Below are 20,439 nucleotides of genomic sequence, written 5' to 3' on the forward strand. Positions count from 1 at the left end.
CAGGCATCTTGCCTGTTAATTTTGTGGAACAGGCATCTTGCCTGTTAATTTTGTGGAACAGGCATCTTGCCTGTTAATTTTGTGGAACAGGCATCTTGCCTGTTAAGAGAGAATGGTGCAAAATCTCCTTTTAATCCTACTCCATCTCCAGCAAAACCCCTGTCAAAATTTCCACAATGCGATCGATATGTTCCTTCTCAATAATCAACGGTGGCGACAAAGCAATAATATCACCAGTAGTCCGAATTAGCAAACCTTTTTCATAGCACTGCAAGAAACAATCAAAAGCCCGTTTCCCCGGCTTCCCAGCAATAGATTCCAACTCAATACCCGCCACCAGTCCCAGATTGCGGACATCAATTACGTGCCGCACCCCCTTCAAAGAATGCACCGCATCTTCCCAGTAACCAGCCATCTTATCGGCTCGTTCAAATAACCTTTCTTCCTCATAAATATCCAGCGTCGCCAAAGCAGCCGCACAAGCCAGAGGATGACCAGAATAAGTATAACCGTGAAAAAGCTCGATCGCATTTTCAGGAGCATTCATAAAAGCATCATAAATGCCTTCTTTCACAAACACCGCCCCCATCGGCACCGTACCGTTAGTTATCCCTTTCGCCGCCGTCACAATATCGGGAACCACCCCAAAATATTCCGTTGCAAAACTGGAACCTAAACGCCCGAATCCGGTAATTACCTCATCAAAAATCAGCAGAATTCCGTACTTGTCGCAAATCGCCCGCAGCCGCTCCAAATAACCTTTCGGGGGAATCAAAACACCTGTAGAACCAGCCACCGGTTCCACAATTACCGCTGCAATATTAGACGCATCGTGCAAAGCGACAATCCGCTCCAATTCATCCGCCAAATGCGCTCCCCATTCCGGTTGTTTGCGGCTGAAAGCATTGTGTTCGAGATTGTGAGTGTGAGGCAAATGATCGACTCCCGTCAGCAAACTGCCAAAAAACTTGCGGTTTGTACCGATACCGCCGACAGAAATTCCCCCAAAACCAACGCCGTGATAGCCGCGTTCCCTACCGATTAATCGTTGGCGAGTTCCTTCACCTTTTACCCGGTGATAAGCAATCGCAATTTTTAAAGCAGTTTCTACAGATTCCGAACCCGAATTAGTAAAGAAAACGCGATCGAAATTGCCCGGAATCATCTTTACCAAACGTTCCGCTAATTCAAAAGCACCCGGATGTCCCATCTGAAAAGCCGGGGAGTAATCCAAACGCAAAACCTGCTGTTTAACTGCTTCGGCAATTGTCTCGCGGGCGTGCCCTGCATTCACGCACCAAAGCCCCGCAGTACCATCTAAAATTGAGCGGTTATCATCGCTTGTAAAGTGCATATCTTTTGCCGAAACCAATATTCGCGGATTCGCTTTAAATTGTCGGTTGGCAGTGAATGGCATCCAGTAAGCGTCCATATTTGTCATCTTTTTTTATCCTTTTATATTGATGCTTATGCTTCCAAACTATAACTCAATACGGTTCCGATCAAACGGCGGTTGAAACCGCGTCTATACAAACAAAACCCGCCTCCGCGGGTTGAAGATCGGAGGGCGGTTGAAATTACCTTATTTTCTTCAGTCCGCGGAGGCGGACTTCCTTTGTGTAGACACGGTTTCAACCGCCGTCTCATCTTAATTCACGATCGCATCTTAATTCACGATCGCCTCCACAGACTCATGTTGCAACAAACCCGTCAGCATTTTCACAGGACGCTCCCCGTAGGGCCACGCGAAAGCATGGCGGAAAGCGGCCTCTTGACACGCTTGCAATTGCCGAAAATCAATGATATCCAAAGTTAACAAATTCTCGTACTCGAAAGGCAGCCGCACGTTGTGCAATCCCGCGTTGTCGGTGCAAATGGCAATATCGACACCAGCTTCAAAACATCGATCGAACACAACCTTCAATTCGCGCATATCCTGCAACGTCCCCGTTTTGAGATAGGTAGTGGGGCAAACTTCCAAGCATTGACCCCTGCGCGCGACTTCTGGCAGCAGTTCGGGATATTTTAACGGAATTTGAATCCCGTGACCGATACGCATCAGATAGGGCAGAAGTTCGGGATAACAGCCAGAGGTAGTTTCGTAGAGGTGGCCGGTAGTTTTGATGCCGATCGACCTCGCGTACTGGTACAATCCGACAAACTCATCTAAACGATCGCCAATACAAGCATCACCGCCAGCTATATCGATCGCACAAACATATTCTCCCATCCCGGCCGCCAAATCTACGATCGCCCGATTCACCTCATAGGGTAAACGCGAGTGCATACACAAAATTTGGCTGGTAACAATCGGACAATCGCTAATTTGACTTGCCTTGCCCACAACCTGTACAATTTCTGCCATCAAATCAATGCGTTCTGACTGATTCAAATGTTCTGGAGTCCGCAAATAAGGCGTATAGCGCAACTCCAAATAAGCCAGATTTTCAAACACGTAAGCGCCCCGCATCAACCGATAGATGAAATAAGGCAACGTCTCAACAGTTTGAACGCTTTCTACCAGCGTGTGCAGTTCCAAATACTCATTGAGAGTATTGCGCGGACGAGTGTAAAACTCCTCAAACTCCGAGTATTTCGGAAATCGATTAACCATCTCAGCATTGTGGCGATCGAAATACCGCCACAGCACCCTAGGAACGACAGAACCACCCAGATGGCGGTGCAACTCAGCGTGTAAAGTCATGGCAACAAAGCCTCTATTTTCTCAATGTTAACAAAAATTAATTAGTCAGCAGTCAGTAGTCAGTAGTCCTTAGTCAGTAGTCATTAGTCATTAGTCATTGGTTATTTGTGAGTTCCAATGCCTAATGCCCAATAGACATCTCCGATAATTCTTGTGGAACAGGCATCTTGCCTGTTAAAAACAGGCTTTTTGGGAGATGCCCCATGCCCCCATGCCCCATGCCCCACGCCCCATGCCCCATGCCCCATGCCCCATGCCCCATGCCCGTATCTAAAATCTAAAATCCAAAATCTAAAATCTAAAATAGATTGACATTTAGGGCGCATTCGTACATAATCGGAGATTGTGTCAACCTGAACAGAACGCGAGAAACCCTTGGCTAACGTAGTTGTAATCGGCGCCCAGTGGGGCGATGAAGGAAAAGGCAAAATTACCGATTTGCTCAGCAAATCCGCAGATATCGTTGTCCGCTACCAAGGGGGCGTCAACGCGGGTCACACCGTGGTAGTCAACGGTCAGACTTTCAAGCTGCACTTAATTCCCTCCGGGATTCTCTACCCTGATAAAGAGTGTATTATCGGCTGCGGTACGGTCATCGACCCGAAAGTTTTAATTGCAGAGTTAGATCAGCTAGAGGCACTGAATATTTCGACAACCTCCCTGATGATTTCGGAGACGGCTCACGTCACGATGCCCTATCATCGATTAATTGATGTAGCATCGGAAACGCAGCGGGGAAATTATAAAATCGGGACGACGGGACGCGGCATCGGCCCTACTTACGCCGACAAGTCGGAACGTACCGGCATTCGGATGCTCGATTTAATGGACTTGGATGGGTTGCAAGAACAATTGGAATGGACGATTAATTGTAAAAATGTCCTTCTCGAAAAACTCTACAATTTGCCGCCTTTAAATCCGCAAGACGTAATTGATGAATATCGAGTTTATGCGGAACGTTTGCGGCCGCACGTAGTTGATAGTTCCCTGAAGATTTATGAGGGAATTTACAAGCGGAAAAATATTCTGTTTGAAGGCGCGCAAGGCACTTTATTAGACTTAGACCACGGTACTTATCCTTACGTTACTTCCAGCAATCCCATCGCTGGCGGTGCTTGTGTGGGAACCGGAGTCGGCCCAACAGCGATCGATCGCGTAATTGGTGTAGCAAAAGCTTATACAACCCGCGTCGGCGAAGGCCCCTTCCCTACCGAAATGGTAGATGGAATTGGCGCAATTTTGGGCGATCGGGGTGCAGAATTCGGCACGACAACCGGCCGCAAACGTCGCTGCGGTTGGTTCGACGCGGTAATCGGCCGCTACGCAGTCCGCATCAACGGCCTTGACTGTCTGGCAATTACCAAACTAGATGTGTTGGATGAATTAGAAGAAATAAAAGTTTGCGTTGCTTACGAAATTGACGGCGAAAAATGTGTTGATTTCCCGAAAAGTTCCCGAATCTTTGCTCGGTGCCAACCTATTTACGAAACCCTTCCCGGTTGGAAACAGTCTACGGAAGAGTGCCGGAATTTGGAAGATTTGCCGCAGCAAGCTTTGAATTATCTGAAGTTTTTGGCAGACTTGATGGAAGTGCCGATCGCGATCGTTTCTCTCGGTGCCAGCCGCGACCAAACTATTATTGTAGAAGACCCGATTCACGGCCCGAAACGCGCTTTGCTCTCTGCTGACGGTACGCCTGTAGCAGCACACTCGTAATCATTGGTCTAAACTTAACGTCAAACCCAGTCAGAGACTGCTGTTTGACTATTAAATCTAGATCCCCCCGGCGCCAAGGGCGGGCACGGGGCACCGCCCCTACGAAGGGGGGGACAAGACTCTTCTCAAAGTCAACCCCTACTCCCCTTATTAATGGGGAGTAGGGGGTATGCGAGGGGGATCTAGACTACAATAAAAGTGAGATTTATCAAAGATTTTAGCCTTAAGTTGACACTAATGACTTGTAATATTTTCCCGAAAGTAAGTTGTTAAATCAGGAAGGTCAAGAGGAAAGCTAATGTTAGATTTTATTTTTTATGCCTTCAAAACCGAACTGTCACCACACTATGTCGAAATGTCTGAAGAGGTTTACGAGTGGTTGGCCAAATCAGAATTTTCCAAAATCGGCAAATCTGTCCCCAGAAATATTTTGATAGATGAAGAAGAGGAGAAGCTACCTGTAGTTGAGTTAGATAGAGATATTCGCCAGAAGCTCAGAAATTTTTTCCGCGATGCAATTATCTGCGAAAGCGATACCGTCCTCACCAAGCTGGGAGATTCCCCTCTCAAAGAAGAGTATCAAACAGCAACTTACCGTTTGAGGAAATTGCTGGACTTGCTAAAATGTGTTGAAAACGAAGATTATCAGTATCTTCAGCGAGTCCTTTGAATGAGTTTCTGGATGTTTACCAGAAGGAGTAATCCCAATGTTTGACATCAGTTTTTATTCAGCCAATGGTGAACCGTCCGATAGTGTAAGAATAACAGCAGCTACTTACGAGTGGTTAGCAAAATCAGCATTTTCAAAAATAGGCGGGGCATCAATCGACACCGAAATTTACCTAGATGAAGAAAATGTAATTCTGCCTCTAGTTGAATTAAATCAAGATATTCGCCAGCAGTTCAAGAAAATTTTCAGCGAAGCAATCATCAATGAAAGCGATGCAGTTCTTACTAAGCTGGGTGATTCCCCTTCAAAAGAAGAGTATCAAGCAGGAACGTACCGTTTGAGGAAAATGCTGGAATTGCTGAAGTGTGTGGAAAACGAAAATTATCAATACCTTCAGCGAATTTAATCGGGACTTACGCAACTGGTTCAATTAGTAGGGTGCGTCAGTTGATAAGACCTAAATTTTTTGTCATAAACTCAATACTGACGCACCATACAAGCTAGTTAAAGTGTGACCGTTGACCAGAGTCTGATTAATGTTCGATCGCAATATCACAATTCTGGTAAAATGTGAAAACAATCAACAGAAAGTCAGAAAATGGAACTCGCAGTAGAATGTCAAAAGCGGGCAGAAGGCAGCAAACCTAACGCCCTCCGCCGCTCTGGATTGATTCCCGCCGTCCTCTACGGTCACAAAGGATCTGAATCCATTTCCCTTACCATCAAAGCCAAAACAGTTGAACACCTGCTCAAAAAGCACGTAGTCAACAATACCCTAATTGACCTCAGCATTCCCGACCTCTCTTGGAGCGGAAAAACCTTGCTGCGGGAAGTTCAAGTTCATCCTTGGAAGGGCTATCCTTATCACCTGAGCTTTTTCTCCGTGGCAACTCAAGACAGCCTGGAAGTTGAATTGTCACTGCGTTTTGTCGGCGAACCTGTCGGCGTCAAGTTAGAAGGCGGCATTTTGGATACCGTGCTGACGCAACTCGCAGCTAAGTGCAAACCAGACAGCATTCCTGAAGCAATTGAAGTAGATATTTCTCATTTAAAGGTTGGGGATGCGCTGCACATTCACGAGTTAGTTTTGCCTGCTGGAGTGGTAGCTCTCGGCGAACCAGATCAGGTGGTTGTTAGCGTGCTGGGAATTCAAGCAGGTTCTGAAGCCGAAGACGCAGAAGAAGACGCAGCCGCAGCAGCTTAATTAGTAATTGCTAATAGTTGTTAACTAATGGTTGCAAAAAAAGGGCGATCGCTTTCTCCCAAAAGGGCGATCGTTTTTTGCTAAAAAGGATATTCTCGTTTGGGTTCGATCGCACTTACTCTACTCCGCCTTGAATCTGCTGTCGCACCCATTGACTAAAATCAATCTGTGCCGCAATTTCATCGATGAAAGCCGCTTCGAGAAATCGGTATAAATCAGTTTTTTCAATAATGGGAAAAGTCGGAGATCGATCGCGCTCGACATAAGCCCCATCGACTAATTGCAAAATCCGCCATACCCGCCCGTTAAACCGCCAAAATTCCGGCACGCCCATACTGGCATAAAGTGTATTTTTATTGAGATCGGTATGGGTAATATCCACTTCCACCACTAAATCCGGGGCTGGATCGACATTCAAATTAACCAGGCGATCGGCAACTAAGGTATAATTCTGAATGTAATATCCATTGTCTGGCTCGGCGCTCTTGAGTAGGTCTTCTCGATCGAGCCTAGTCGATCCCATCGTCTTCATTCTCATCCCCATCTCAACGATCAGGATTAAGATGAATCGCTCAATCAAACGAGCAGAGCGTTCGTGTTCTTCGAGGGGCATGGTGATTTCTAACACTCCGTTATCGTAAGTAAAGCGGGCGCGAGTGCGCTCCCTCAGCAAACTTTGAATTTGCTTGAAGGCTTGCCAATCGAGGCCGCGAAAGGTGAGGCGCTTTTCTCCGACAAGTTGAGGTGGTGGCTCTAACAACATCAAAATTACCGCAATTTAAGCGAAAGTTGACAGAACATTTACTGTTAATTATTTTAATATATTTCTTCCATAAGTCTGGTGGTGCAGCCCGGATACCTGCGATCGATTTTGGTGCGTGAGGAACTATTGCCGCTGGAACTTCGTCTGCTGCACTATCGACTTTCTCAAGTTTCTAGAGGTACAAACCAAACCTCGAAAATCCTGACAGCCGCCGAATCAGGCATCCCTCATGGGGGGTGAAAACCTGTATCTCCGGTGCAAGCACTAGAATGCCGGGAAAAAACCGAGGCGGAGGTGGTCGATCGCTTTTTTGCCGGAGTTGCGCGCTCGCGATCGTATTCTGCTATTGTTGAACCTTTGCATCACATTCTCGACAGCTTTGGTAAAACGGCAATTGTTGGCGTCAAACCGCTGTATAATTGTGAAACATTTTGAATCCTATAATTTACTTGCTACTTGTGGAGCCGCCGCCCCTATGCCATCAACAGTCAGTACAGAATCAACAGCGGTTCAATTTAACCAACAGGGAGAAACATACTTATCCCAAGGAAAAATAGAAGAAGCGATCGCCTCCTGCGAGCAAGCTTTGAAGATTCACCCCAATTTTGCACCAGCTTACAAGACTTTGGGCAACGCGCTGCAAGCTCAAGGCAGGATGGAAGAGGCGCGGCACTGGTACGCTAAAGCGATTGAAATAGAACCGAATTTTGCGGAAGTATATGCGAATTTGGGCAGCCTGGGCGCGCAGCAGCAAAAATGGCAGGAGGCGATCGGATTTTATCAAAAGGCGATCGCGATTAAGCCGAATTTCGCGGGAGTGTACCGGAATTTAGCAAAAGTATTCGGACAAATTAACAAACCGGAAGAAGCCCAGCAGTGCTGGTATCAAGCATTTAGTTTGGAACCGGAAAAAGTAGCGCCGGGGGAACACTTGAATATGGGCGACGCTTTTTTTCGGCAGGAAAAATACCCGGAAGCGATCGCCTGTTACGATCGCGCTATAAAATTAAATCCTAATGTGGCTACTGCTTACCAAAATTTGGGCGAAGCGCTCAAAAAACAAGGCAAGTTAGAAGAAGCGACAGCATATTATCGCAAAGCTATTGAACTGAACGCAGCTAATGCCAGAAATGGCAGCGAGGGACAGCAAACTTTGGCGGGTGCAACTGCGACAAACGGTGCAGTTAAGCAGCAGCCCGCAGCAACCGCAGTGCAGCAGGCAGTTAAGCCGCCAGTGCAGCAGGCAGTTAAGCCGCCAGTGCAGCAGGCAGTTAATTCTACAATTAATATAGAAGATCCAGAAGCATACAAAATACTGGCAGAAGGCTATTTTGCTCAGGGCAAATTGGAACAGGCGATCGCAGCTTGCAAGAAGGCACTGCAAATTAAGCCGGAAGCGCCACTTTACAAAATGCTGGGCAACGCCCTGCAAGCTGGCGGCAAAATTGATGAAGCTAAAAGTTGCTATGTCAAAGCAATAGAAATTAACCCTAATTTTGCCGAAGCTTATGCTAATTACGGCAGCATTTGCGCGCAGCAGGAACAGTGGCAGCAAGCGGTTTCTGCTTACGAAAAGGCGATAGCCCTGAAACCGGATTTTGCGGGTGCTTTCCGCAATTTTGCGAAACTTTTGACGCAGTTAGGCAAGTCGGAGGAGGCGGCTGAGGCTTGGTATCGAGCATTTGCGATCGACCCGAAGTCTGGCAGCGCTGAGGAACACGAAAATTTAGCCAAAACTTTGATCGAGCAAGGTAAGGTAGATAAGGGAATTGACTGTTACCGGCGCGCGGTTGAGTTGAACCCAAATTCAGGCGCAGCATATCACGAATTAGGCGAAATTCTTAAGGGTCAAGAACAGTGGGAAGCCGCGGTAGATGCTTACACTAATGCTATTAGAAACAATCCCGATCTTTCTTGGTCGCACAACAATTTAGCTGAGTCGCTGGTTAAGTTGGAACGGTGGGAGGAATCTGTAAATGCTTACCGCAAGGCGATCGAATTAAATCCTGATTTTAGCTGGTCTCACAACAATTTAGCCGATGTGTTGCTGAAGCTGGAACGGTGGGAAGAAGCTGTAGAGTCTTACCGGAAAGCAACAGAGTTAAATCCTGATTTCAGTTGGTCGCACAACTATTTAGCAGACGCGCTGATTAAGCTGGGAAGGTGGGATGAGGCAATTTCGGCTTACCAAAGGTCGATCGAACTCAATCCCGACCATTTTTGGGCGCACAACAATTTAGCAGAAGCGCTGGTGAATTTGGAACGTTGGGATGAGGCAGTTGTTGCCTACCGGCGTGCTAACGAAGTTAATCCGAATTTCTTCTGGTCGCAGAGCAAATTAGGCGACGTGTTGCTAGAAATGGAAAGGTGGGAGGAGGCGATCGATGTTTACCGACGCGCGGCCGAGTTAAATCCTGATTTTCCGTGGACTTATTACAACATGGGAACGGCTTTTGAGAACCTGGAACGGTGGGATGAGTCGATCGCCGCTTACCGCCGCGCTGCGGAAATTCAGGCGGATTTGCCGTGGCTTTCGCAAAAGTTGGCTGATGCTTTGAGGATGCGATCGCAGTGGGATTTGCGGGATGCGATGGGTTTGTACAGAAAGGCGATTCAGGATAATCGTGATGACGTGCAGTTGTATCACAAGGCGCTGGAGATTGCGCCGAATGATGCTGACCTTTATGTTGAGTTGGCTAATGCTTTGGTGCGGAAGAATTGGTCGGATGGGGCGATCGTCTTTTATCAGATGGCTTTACAAGTAAATCCCGAATGTGGTGAGGCGCACTTGCAGTTGGGGTTGCTTTTCGCGCAAAAGAATGATATCGAGCGGGCGATCGTTTGTTACCGCCGCGCTATTGAGGGCAATCCTGAGAAGTATGAGGCTTATCACCTATTGGGCGATCTTCTGGCAAGGCAGGGTCAGCGGGAAGAAGCGATCGCTCTTTACCGCCGCGCTATTGAATTGAACCCAAACTACAGTTGGTCTTCTCATTGTATGGGGGAAAGCCTAATAGTACAAGGTTTTCTGGATGAGGCGATCGAGATGTTCGGGCGAGCCATTGAATTGAACCCAGACAGCCCAGCCACCTACAATAATTTAGGCGATGCTTTGGCTAAACAGGGTAAAGTAGATGAAGCGAGTGCTGCTTACCGTCGAGCTGTTGAGCTTGAAACCAAAATTTTCTGAGGTTCAAAAGTTGAGTTCATTTGAAAACAAACACCTCTAAATGTAGCTTGACGGAGAAACACTGCTTTGTACGTTGTCATGAAGAAAATATTTGAATTGTTGTTTCGGAGACAGTGACAAAATATGCCTAACGATCTTACTGCTGGAGCCATTCAATCCCGCATTCTTCAATACGCTTCCCTCAAACATGAGTTGAAAATAGCTAGTCCTCAGCAGCATAAATTAACAACTTTAAATGTTGTTCTTTCTGACACCGAAGGGACGGTAAAAATAGCAATCAAGGAGGTGCATGAACCCAACAGTTTATTACCTCCCACAGTTGATGAGACTTTTTTTGAAGTAGAAACTTCTTCTTTAGATGCTGTACTGGCTGGGATTCCTAAAATAGATGCGATTAACTTAGATGCTAAAGGTGCTGCACCTTTAATTTTCCATGAGATGCAGAATATTCTCAAACAAAATCCTCAAATAACTATGTACATAGTTGTTAACTCTACGGATTTCGACCGCAGCGGAAGTTCTCCAAAAAACTTTATTTATGAGCTTTTAAAAAGCGGTTTTTCGTTCGCGAAAATGAACAGGAGAGGAAAAGTTACAGGAATTTCCGAAGCGGAATTGCTCGGCAGCGTTACAGTTAAATTAGTTTGCCGTAAGATCGGGAAATTAAGTCAACATCAACAGCTAGTTTCTGCTACACAACAACCCATAAATTATGAGCATTATTTTCACCAACAAAATCACAATCAAGCAATTGATGCAGTAGATAATAGCGACAGTGAAGAAACAGTTTGTCAGAACATAACTACCATTGAACCGACAGCAGCATCAAACAAAGGAACAATTAAACCTGCGAAGTTAACAGCGAATACAGACCAATTTAAACTCGCCCTTACTTTGTCAGGAATCGCTCCTCAAAAAGAGACATTAAAAACTCAGGAAGTCGAGTTAGAACCACCAAAAAATGCTAGGTCGCAAGAAGAAGAACAGTATTTATACCAACCAGGAGTTGCCGATAAAAGTTTTTCTGAGAGCGTGGAAGACATCAAAAAAAGCGGATATAAAGTGGTAGCTTCAGGAATCGACAATTCTTCCCCAGAAGTTGTAGCCGCTATAGTTAAAATAGCCGAGCCAGAAGGAATTTATTTTCAACCTTATGAAGTCGATATCGCGGGTTACAAAGAATACTTTAACCGAGCTGCATATCTCACAAAATATTCAGATTATTACCCAGGAAATCAAGTAGAGAAGTCCCTAGAGCATTACCTAGGCCTCTGTCTTTTAAACTTAAATGAAAAAGATATTTTTGTCGATTTAGCCAGTGAAAATTCTCCAATTCCTGAAATTTATCACCGGCTAACTGAAGCTACTGCATTCAGCCAAGATATCATGTATCCCCCAGGTATCAACGGCAATCAAATTGGTGGAGATGCTTGCTCGATGCCTGTACCGGACGGATTTGCATCAAAAGCTGCATTGACTTGCTCGATAGAACACTTTGAGGGGGATGCAGATACGAGGTTGTTTGTTGAATTGTCCAGAGTGCTCAAACCAGGAGGTATTCTTTTTGTATGTCCCTTTTACATATATACAGAGGCAGCGACCCAAACCGACCCCCAAGTTAGTTTAGCATCTCGTGTAAGTTTTGACGAAGGGACAACAATATATTGTGCTCAAGGATGGGGAAACAGGCACGCTAGATTTTACAGCCCGCGATCGTTTAAAGAAAGGATAATGAATTCAGTCAAAGATCGATTTAAGTTTGACTTTTACTACTTGAAGAATGCACCACAAGTGGATGTTTCTGTGTACGCCCGTTTTGCTTTTACAGCTACACGGTTGTAAATTGAACCTGGCGGCTATTCAATACTGTGAGTTAAAGCAACTATTATCTGAGAGTATAAGGTAACTGTGGAAGACAATTCGATAACAATTCAACTTAGCGACGAAACGTTTTTGCAAGAAACTAACAGCCTCAGTGACGAAGCTTTTTTGCAAGCAGCTTACCGCACCTATTTGAACCGCGAACCAGATGAGTTTGGCAAACAGTCATATTGTCAGTATCTAGGTGGTTACCCAAATAAACCCCAGCATATTATTGACGCATTCCGGCAATCATCAGAATTTAAATTCTTGAATGAATTTGACTATTCTAAATATCCCCAGCGTTTAAATCTCGGCTGTGGATTCGATATCAAGCTTGGTTACTTAAATGTAGACCTTCACTCCGATCACAATCCAGACTTAGTAGCAGACATCCGATGTCTAAATATGCTACCTTCAGGTTTTTATGAACAAATAATAACTCAGGATTGCTTAGAACATCTTCCCAGGGCCGAGACACAATTAACGATTAAAGAATGGGCGCGTTTGTTGAAAATCGGAGGTATATTGCAACTTAGGACTACGAGCCTCATCGATTTACTTGAACTCTTCAAAGAAGAAGCATATCAAACAGTGGAGCTTCAAGAAAAATTAGTTCAATGTTTATTTGGAACCCAAGCTTATGATGGAGATTGGCATTTTACTGGGTTTACAAAAATTTTATTGACTAACTATTTAGAATTGGCGGGTTTTGCCAACATGGAGTTTAAGCTGATAGATGGTTGGTTGTTTGACGTTACTGCTGAAAAAGTCGGTTAAAGTACATATCGGTTAATAATTATGAAGATTGCTATCCTTGCTCCTAGTGCTGTTCCGTTTCGGATTGGGGGTGCTGAAAACCTCTGGTGGGGACTGCTGCACCACATAAACCAGCACACTGCACACCAAGCTGATTTAATCAAATTGCCAAGCCCTGAGAGTAATTTCGACGAACTGATAGATAATTACTGGCATTTTTCGCAGTTGGATCTGAGCCACTTTGATTTAGTTATTTCTGGCAAATACCCGTCTTGGATGGTTCAGCATCCCAACCACATCTGCTATATGCTGCACAAGTTGCGGGGCTTGTACGACACTTATCCACCAAGCTGGCCAGAAATATACGCGACAGATAATCTGGAAATTTCTGCCTTGCAGAAATTCATGCAAAAAAACACTGGTTCCAGGGATTCGCTCAGCGAGTTTTATCAAAAAATTAATCAGCTTCGTTCTTATGGCGAGTATTTGCCAGCCGATGCTTTCCAGTTTCCAGGCCCGCTAATCCGCGAGATAGTTCATTACTTAGACAGTATCGGATTGGCACCGAGTGCTGTCAAGAAATATGCTGCGATAGCCAATAACGTTGCTAACCGCAAAGATTATTTTCCAGCAGGCTGTCGAGTTGAAACTATTTACCCGCCTCCCATCCTCAAAAATCTGCGTGCAGGCAAAACTGATTATCTATTTACAGCGAGTCGCCTGGAGTACGGGAGCAAGCGAATTGGTGTTTTAATAGAAGCGATGAAATATGTCAAAACCGATATTAAATTTAAAATTGCAGGCACTGGCGATGAACTGAATTATCTTAAACAACTGGCAGGAGACGATCCGAGAATTATTTTTCTGGGTTTTGTTAACGATCGCGAACTTGAAGAACTGTATGCTGATGCTTTTGCTGTGCTTTACATTCCCTACGACGAAGATTACGGATTAATTACCGTAGAGGCAATGATGAGCGGAAAGCCTGTGATTACTGCTACAGATTCAGGGGGACCGAACGAGTTTGTGTGCAATGGAGAAACGGGATATTCAGTGCCGCTAGACCCCAAAACAATTGCTGAACGTATTGATTATTTGTGCGAATATCCCGATACAGCACAGCGGATGGGAACGGCCGGCCAGAAATTGGTTGAGGACATTACCTGGGAAAATGCTGTTGCCCGCTTGTTGGGCGAGACTGTTCGCTACACCGCGAATACAGCAGTACAAAAACGCAAGAAAATTACTGTAGCTTTGACTTATCCAATTTTCCCCCCAAGTGGCGGTGGTCAAAGTCGAGTATTTCACCTTTATCGGCATTTGGCTAAGAAATTTGATGTTGAATTAGTCACGTTTACTGATAGTGGAGAGGCATTTCAAGGCGAAATTGCTCCGGGAGTTTGGGAAACCAGAATCCCCCAATCACCGCAGCATTTAGAAGCAGAAGCATCTATCAGGTCGAGGACAGGGGTACTGCAAATTACCGATGTAGTTATGCCTCAGCTATACCGCTTGACACCTGCTTATGTGGAAGCTCTCAGGAAAGCAGCAAGTGCTTCAGATTTGATTGTGGCTTGCAATTCCTATCTTTTGCCCGCAATTCAAGAAGTTTGCGATCGCCCTATTTGGTATGAAGCCCATGACGTGCAAGTGGATGTCAAGAAGAATATTTTTGCAGCTTATGAAAAAGGAGGGGAGCTTTTAGAAGCCGCTCGCAAAGTTGAAAGTGACTGCTGCCAAGTCAGCGATTTAATTGTGGTATGCTGCTACAATGACGCTGTGCGGCTGAAAGAAATCTACGGCACTGACTTAAATAAGTTCGTTGAAGTTCCTAACGGAGTAGATTTAGATGCGGTTAGCTATGTTTCGCCAGCCAAGCGGATTTTTCATAAAAAACAGCTCGGCTTGGACGGAAGTTTTACAGCATTATTTATTGGCAGTTGGCACGCTCCGAATGTAGAGGCTGTCCGCTATATATTGAAGGGTGCTGCGAGAATGCCGGAGGTTAATTTCTTAATTGTCGGGAATGTTTGTTGGGCTTTTTCTGGGGAACATTTGCCCTCTAATGTTAGTTTTATGGGATTGGTGAATGATGAAATCAAAAATGTTGTTTTGGGAGTAGCTGACGCGGCATTGAATCCAGTGGTATCGGGGTCTGGGACTAACTTGAAGATGCTGGATTACTTGGCAGCCGGGATTCCGATTATTACTACTCCTTTCGGAGCGAGGGGTTTGGGTATTGAGGATGGAAAGCACTGCATTATAGCCGAACTCGATCATTTTTCTGAAGCTATCTCTAGTCTGAAAGAGGAAGATATTTCCGTCACAAGCAGCAGGATTGAGAATGCTAGACAATATGTTGAACAAAAGTTTGACTGGGCAGGGATTGCTAATAATTTTCTAGAATACCTTAGCCAAAAGTAGCTAACCCGTGCTATAATCAACCAGTAAAAATAAAAGAGGTTCCATGAATCTAGACGATGCGGCCACTTATTTAGAAAGTGGCGACTTATTTAAACAAGAAGGCAAATTACAGGAAGCGATCGAGGCATATAGAAAAGCGATCGAACTAATTCACCAAAACTGGGAAGAAGCCTTAATCCAAAAGGGCGAGTGGGATGAGGCATTCACTCACCACGGCCGTGCTGCGGAGATTAACCTGAATTCGGCAGAACTTCACCGCAAATTGGGAGAAGTTTTGGTTCAACAGGGACGTTTGGATGAAGCAATTGTCAGTTTCCAGAAGGCTGTTGAAATCGATCCCAGCGATGCAGGAAGCCACCACAAATTAGGAAAAATTTTAGCACAACTTGGTCAGGTCGAGGGAGCGATCGCTGCTTACCGCCGCAGTATTGATATCGATCCAAATTGTTATGAATTTTACCAGGATTTAGGGCAAACTTTTTATCGGCTGGGCGTGGAGTTGACCCCAGAAAATTTATATTCTTATCAAAGACTCTGGGAAATCCTCCCTCAACAAGCTAATACTAATGATTCCTTAACTGAGTTGTACGACCTCAACGACCAACTTTTTTTGTCAGCGACTTCCCACATCAGCGACGAAGATTTTGTAGAAGAACTGTACCGCACCTACCTAAAACGGGCGGTCGATGTAGAGGGCAAAAACGGCTTCTTCAATTCAATCCGTCATGGCAAGCTCACCCGACAGCAATGCCCAGCTCAAATTCGTCAATCATCGGAATTTATATCGCTGTTAGTGGATTCAACCGCTTCAAGATGTTTCCAAGAAGCGATCGTGGCTTACCGCCTTGTAGTTGAACTCAATCCTGAATCTGACGAGTCTTACCGCTGTTTGGCGGAAGCTTTAGGTTCACAGGGCAAGCTTGATGAAGCAATTCTCGCCTACAGTAGGGCGATAGAATTTAACCCTAACTTTCATGAATTGCACAATAGTTTAGGAGAAACATTTTATCAATTGGCGATGGCAGTGAACCAAGTATCTTTCTCGTCATATTCAAGGTTAGGAGAAGTTTTTTCTCATAAAGGTCAAGAGAACGACTATTTAAATGAACTATACCGATTTAATGACGAATTTTTTTTGCAAGCAACCTCACAACTAAATGATGAACAATTTATCGAAGAAGTTTATCGCACTTATCTGAAACGTGAACCAGATATGGGAGGCAAAAACTACTTCCTCCAATATATCGGTAATGGCAGCTTCACACGCCATCACTCACTCGTTAATATCAGAAAATCATCAGAATTTACACCTTTTTACATCATTCCCATTATTTCATTTTGCTTAGAAGAAGCGATCGGCGCATACCGCCGTGCTATTGCTCTGGACAGCAACTATGAGAGATATTATCATAACTTGGAGAAGGCGCTCGATCGGCGGGCTGAACTCGATATCAAACCCGACTCGCTGCAAATCTACCATTTAATTAGCAGCCAGTTTTATGTTTATGGAAAATATGATTGGGCTGTCAAATTGCTAATTAGGTCTGCGGAAGTTCAAAATGAACTTGCAAAAAATTATCAATTTGATAAGTTAGGTATACGAATTATCACACAAGAGTGGACTGGTGCTATTGGTCATCTGGGTTTACTTGATTACTATGTGAAAATGAAAATCCTTGGCTGGTTGCCAACACACCAAACTATTTTGTTGGCGACCTCATTTCAGAGTGCTAACCCTTGTTACCTGAACTACTGGTATCGTTATTTCCCCGTGGTAATTCCACCAGCACAGATCCAGCTTTTGTCCCCATTAACAAAATATCTGGCAGACCGCATCAATATGATTACTCTTAGTAACGGAGAGACTCTGCCTTTATATGAAGCTGTGATGAAGGTTCAAAAACAATGGGAAGCCGAGAAGCGACCACACCTGCACACTTTGTCCAATACGGATGAAGAGCGTGGTTGGTCTTGTTTGGAGCAACTTGGCGTACCAAAGGATGCTTGGTTTGTCAGCCTGCACGTTCGAGACACGGGCTATGTTAACGGACAGTGGGCCGGGGCAACTCGCTCGGGGCGCAACGCTCATATTGAAAGTTACTTCCTAGCAATCCAATCGATTGTAGAACGAGGAGGATGGGTCATCCGTATGGGCGATCGCAAGATGAAGCCTCTACCGCCCATGCCGCAAGTAATTGACTATGCTCACAGCGACGCAAAAAGTGATTGGATGGATGTCTTTCTGTGGGCTAAGTGTCGCTTTTTTATCGGTACGCCTTCAGGTCCTAGCGTTGTCCCCCCTACCTTTGGTGTCCCCTGCGTTCTAACAAACTGGGCATCAATACAGTTTCGACAGCACTTTAGTCAAGATATCTTTATTCCTAAACTTTACTGGTCTGAGAATGAGCAGCGCTATCTAACATTTACCGAAATGCTTTCTCCTGCTTATATAGTCACTGAAAATGTTGACTACTTTGATTCTATAGGCGTTAAAGTTGTCGATAATACTCCAGAGGAGATCAACGACTTAGTTTGGGAAATGTTGGAGCGACTGGAAGGGAAAATCAACTACACAGAAGAGGATGATCTGTTGCAGTCTCGCTTTGTCCAACTGGTAGATCCTGATGACATTTACAGTGGTTCTAGGATGGGGCGGAATTTTCTACAAAAGTATGCTCATCTCATGAATTTACCGCCAGATAACTTTGAATTGTACTTGCAGTTAGGGAATACCTTAGTTTCCCAGAATCAATGGGAGGAAGCACTGGTCAATTATCGCCGTGCTGTTGAACTCAACCCAGACTCTTTTGAATGCCATCACCAGTTAGGAAAAACCTTCCATAGCTTGGCAAGCGAGCTGAATCCTGAATCGGTACAATTATATAACTGGTTAGTGGAACTGCTCGCTCAACCAGGTCAGAGCAACGACTTTTCAACTGAGCCACTTCACCTCAGCGACTCCGCCTTTTTGCTGGCAACTTCTCACCTCAGCGACGAAGATTTTGTAGAGGAATTGTACCGCACCTATCTGAAACGGGCGATCGATGTAGAGGGCAGAAACGGCTTCTTCAATTCTCTCCGTCATGGCACACTCACCCGACAGCAATGCCCAGCTCAAATTCGGCAATCATCGGAATTTATATTCCTGTTAGTCGATTCAACCGTTTCAAGATGTTTCCAAGAAGCGATCGCGGCTTACCGCCGTGCAGTTGAATTAAATCCTGACTCTGACGAGTTGTGCCGCTGTTTGGGGGAAGCTTTCGCCCAAAAGGGCAATTGGAAAGAGGCTATTACTTGTTTTCGGAAGGCGATTGAACTCAATGCAAGCTCAGCAGAATTTTACCACAGCTTAGGGGAAGCTCTCACCCAAGTCGGTCAACAGTCCGACACGGCAGATGTCTACCTGTCTGCTAGCACTCATTACATGATGGCCGCATTACTAGCAAAGCAAGGAATGCTGGATGAAGCAATATCCTACTTCCAAAAATCACCCCAGCTCAAGCTTAGGGAGGAAGCCATCTACGAAAATATATGGAATGGATTGAATCAAATACCCATTAGGCTTGATGAGAATTTTCCTGATTACTCAACCGAACTCAATCAGCAATCTGCCTACCAATATTTTGATAAAAATAGCCAATATCGAGAGATTTTCCTCTCCTCTTTAACTGAAAACGACAAAAAGTTTCTTCGGGATTCTGGCTTGTCATTAGCAAATTTGGAGTTGATTTTCAAGGATGATATCTTTCTAGAAGAAATTTATATTAATAGTTTTAACTGTCGCTCAAAACACCAGCTTTCAAAACAAGTAGAAGGCGAAGCTCCAACTGTATGGCAAGCATTGAAAAACTATGCTTGTAGTAAAAGTATTGTAGAAACTGGCTATATTTATTCAGTCTGCCCCACAACTGGTAAAGTTATGAGGTCTCAAGAGTCATTTCATAGTGTTAGTTGGCTTCAAATCCTTTTTTATAGGTTTGTAGGATGTGAAGTATTTTATTTATTAATAGGACATAATTTAGGATGTAAAGTTTGTATTTACTTACCTCGTTTAAATTTAATTATTTATCACATAAAAGACCCATATATTGTAGCTGAGATTAATAGATTTAAAAGTTACACTGTTAGTTATTGGCAGGATTTTAAGCGTTATATATCATCAAATTCACCCAAAGAACTGGTTGCAACTCAAGGTTTTTACCCAAACCTGGGGCATTACTTGTGGAATGATGTTACGGGACTTCAATACTTATATGATAATGGAATCTTGAACAGAATCAGCAAATTCTTAATGGGACCTCATGAATATTTAAAATTGACCGATATTTTTGCCGAAATTCCTTGCGAGAAGATTGTCCAAATACCCGACAATTTGACTGTCTTTAAAACAATCTTAGAAAAAAACTATTTTGCTCTGAGAGCAACTGGCTATTTTATCACTCAGGGATTGGCAACAAGAATCTCTGAAGCTTACCGCAAGAAATGCTCTAAAACTTTTTTAGAAGAGATTGACAGAAGCAAGAAACATTTCCCCCTAATTTGTTTTCAACTGCGTACGCACAATAGAGTCTGGCTGTCTCAAGTAGAAGGAATTGCTAACATTATCACAAGCCTCTATCCAGATTTTCCGAATATGGGTGTTGTATTTGAGGGATTTTCACGTCCAGAAAGAGAAGAACTTAATAAGGACGTGAAGAAAACCGATCATACGTGGGATTTGGAAAAGATGATTGAAAGCGAGAACGCACTTGTTGACCAAATTCGCACTCTTATTCCGCCTGATATCTATATAGATAGCGCCATAGGTTGCATGATCTATGAAACTATTGCTTGGGATCAAGCTATGGATCTGTTTATTGCACCGGGAGGATCCGGGCTTACCTTTATATCATGGATTGCTAACAAACCAGGGGTGATACATGGAAACAGGGAGGCTTGTGCTAGCACTGCTCAAAGATATTGGATAGAGAGTCGAGAAAACATTGTGCCGCCAGTCTTTATATCTTTGGAGTATATTGTTGATGATGAGGCGAGTACATTTCATCCTCCTAATCGCAATTATGATTGTGATTGGAAAGTAGTTTATCAGGAAGCTCGGAAAATCATAAAACAGTTACAAGAAAGGGGATGAGCCAGTGATCTACCTCTT

General features: G+C 44.4%; 14 protein-coding genes. 11 read left to right on the top strand and 3 right to left on the bottom strand.

Translation table 11 applies throughout. The annotated features are described in order from the left end of the window. Positions 1-136: 136 nt before the first annotated feature. Both QUA00_RS18030 and QUA00_RS18035 read right to left on the bottom strand, forming a co-directional pair. The gene (locus tag QUA00_RS18030) at positions 137-1,441 is read right to left on the bottom strand and encodes an aspartate aminotransferase family protein (protein WP_333410550.1); all 1,305 of its coding nucleotides are present in this window, start codon (positions 1,439-1,441) and stop codon (positions 137-139) included. A 225-nt stretch (positions 1,442-1,666) separates the two neighbouring features. Then, the gene (locus tag QUA00_RS18035) at positions 1,667-2,704 is read right to left on the bottom strand and encodes an adenosine deaminase (RefSeq protein WP_333410552.1); all 1,038 of its coding nucleotides are present in this window, start codon (positions 2,702-2,704) and stop codon (positions 1,667-1,669) included. A 375-nt stretch (positions 2,705-3,079) separates the two neighbouring features. Here QUA00_RS18035 and QUA00_RS18040 point away from each other — a divergent pair, with 375 nt between their 5' ends. The 4 genes from QUA00_RS18040 (at position 3,080) to QUA00_RS18055 (ending at position 6,294) form a co-directional block, all read left to right on the top strand. Continuing rightward, positions 3,080-4,420: an adenylosuccinate synthase gene (locus tag QUA00_RS18040; protein WP_333410554.1), complete on the top strand. Its 1,341-nt coding sequence runs from the start codon at positions 3,080-3,082 to the stop codon at positions 4,418-4,420. 298 nt (positions 4,421-4,718) lie between these two features. After that, a complete protein-coding gene (locus tag QUA00_RS18045; RefSeq protein WP_333410556.1) occupies positions 4,719-5,090 on the top strand; it encodes a hypothetical protein in 372 nt (123 codons plus the stop codon). 37 nt (positions 5,091-5,127) lie between these two features. Beyond that, the gene (locus QUA00_RS18050) at positions 5,128-5,496 is read left to right on the top strand and encodes a hypothetical protein (RefSeq protein WP_333410558.1); all 369 of its coding nucleotides are present in this window, start codon (positions 5,128-5,130) and stop codon (positions 5,494-5,496) included. 192 nt (positions 5,497-5,688) lie between these two features. Next, on the top strand, positions 5,689-6,294 hold the full coding sequence (locus QUA00_RS18055; protein ID WP_333280129.1) for a 50S ribosomal protein L25/general stress protein Ctc: 606 nt from the start codon (positions 5,689-5,691) through the stop codon (positions 6,292-6,294). A gap of 115 nt (positions 6,295-6,409) precedes the next feature. On the opposite strand, the gene QUA00_RS18060 is transcribed toward QUA00_RS18055, so the two are convergent. Continuing rightward, entirely contained in the window at positions 6,410-7,057 is a 648-nt protein-coding gene (locus tag QUA00_RS18060; protein WP_333313797.1) for a Uma2 family endonuclease, read from the bottom strand. A 78-nt stretch (positions 7,058-7,135) separates the two neighbouring features. Between QUA00_RS18060 and QUA00_RS18065 the strand changes: the two genes are divergently transcribed. From QUA00_RS18065 to QUA00_RS18095, 7 genes are all read left to right on the top strand, one after another. Continuing rightward, positions 7,136-7,297: a hypothetical protein gene (locus QUA00_RS18065; protein ID WP_333410560.1), complete on the top strand. Its 162-nt coding sequence runs from the start codon at positions 7,136-7,138 to the stop codon at positions 7,295-7,297. A gap of 15 nt (positions 7,298-7,312) precedes the next feature. Further along, a complete protein-coding gene (locus QUA00_RS18070) occupies positions 7,313-7,492 on the top strand; it encodes a hypothetical protein (protein WP_333102414.1) in 180 nt (59 codons plus the stop codon). Next, positions 7,479-10,247 carry a tetratricopeptide repeat protein gene (locus QUA00_RS18075; protein WP_333410562.1) on the top strand — a complete coding sequence of 923 codons (2,769 nt, stop codon included), beginning with the start codon at positions 7,479-7,481 and terminating at the stop codon, positions 10,245-10,247. The genes QUA00_RS18070 and QUA00_RS18075 overlap by 14 nt, the downstream gene beginning before the upstream one ends. Positions 10,248-10,370: 123 nt before the next feature. After that, positions 10,371-12,089, top strand: a complete 1,719-nt coding sequence (locus QUA00_RS18080; RefSeq protein WP_333410564.1) for a methyltransferase domain-containing protein — start codon at positions 10,371-10,373, stop codon at positions 12,087-12,089. Between the two features lie 111 nt (positions 12,090-12,200). Beyond that, positions 12,201-12,887 (top strand): DUF4214 domain-containing protein, encoded by a 687-nt coding sequence (locus QUA00_RS18085; protein WP_333410566.1) that lies wholly within the window; start codon positions 12,201-12,203, stop codon positions 12,885-12,887. A 21-nt stretch (positions 12,888-12,908) separates the two neighbouring features. Further along, on the top strand, positions 12,909-15,290 hold the full coding sequence (locus tag QUA00_RS18090) for a glycosyltransferase (protein WP_333410568.1): 2,382 nt from the start codon (positions 12,909-12,911) through the stop codon (positions 15,288-15,290). 43 nt (positions 15,291-15,333) lie between these two features. Then, complete coding sequence (locus QUA00_RS18095; protein ID WP_333410570.1) at positions 15,334-20,421, top strand: tetratricopeptide repeat protein; 5,088 nt, start codon at positions 15,334-15,336, stop codon at positions 20,419-20,421. Positions 20,422-20,439: the final 18 nt, after the last annotated feature.

It is taken from the genome of Microcoleus sp. T2B6, from assembly GCF_036700475.1.
Classification (GTDB): domain Bacteria; phylum Cyanobacteriota; class Cyanobacteriia; order Cyanobacteriales; family Microcoleaceae; genus Microcoleus.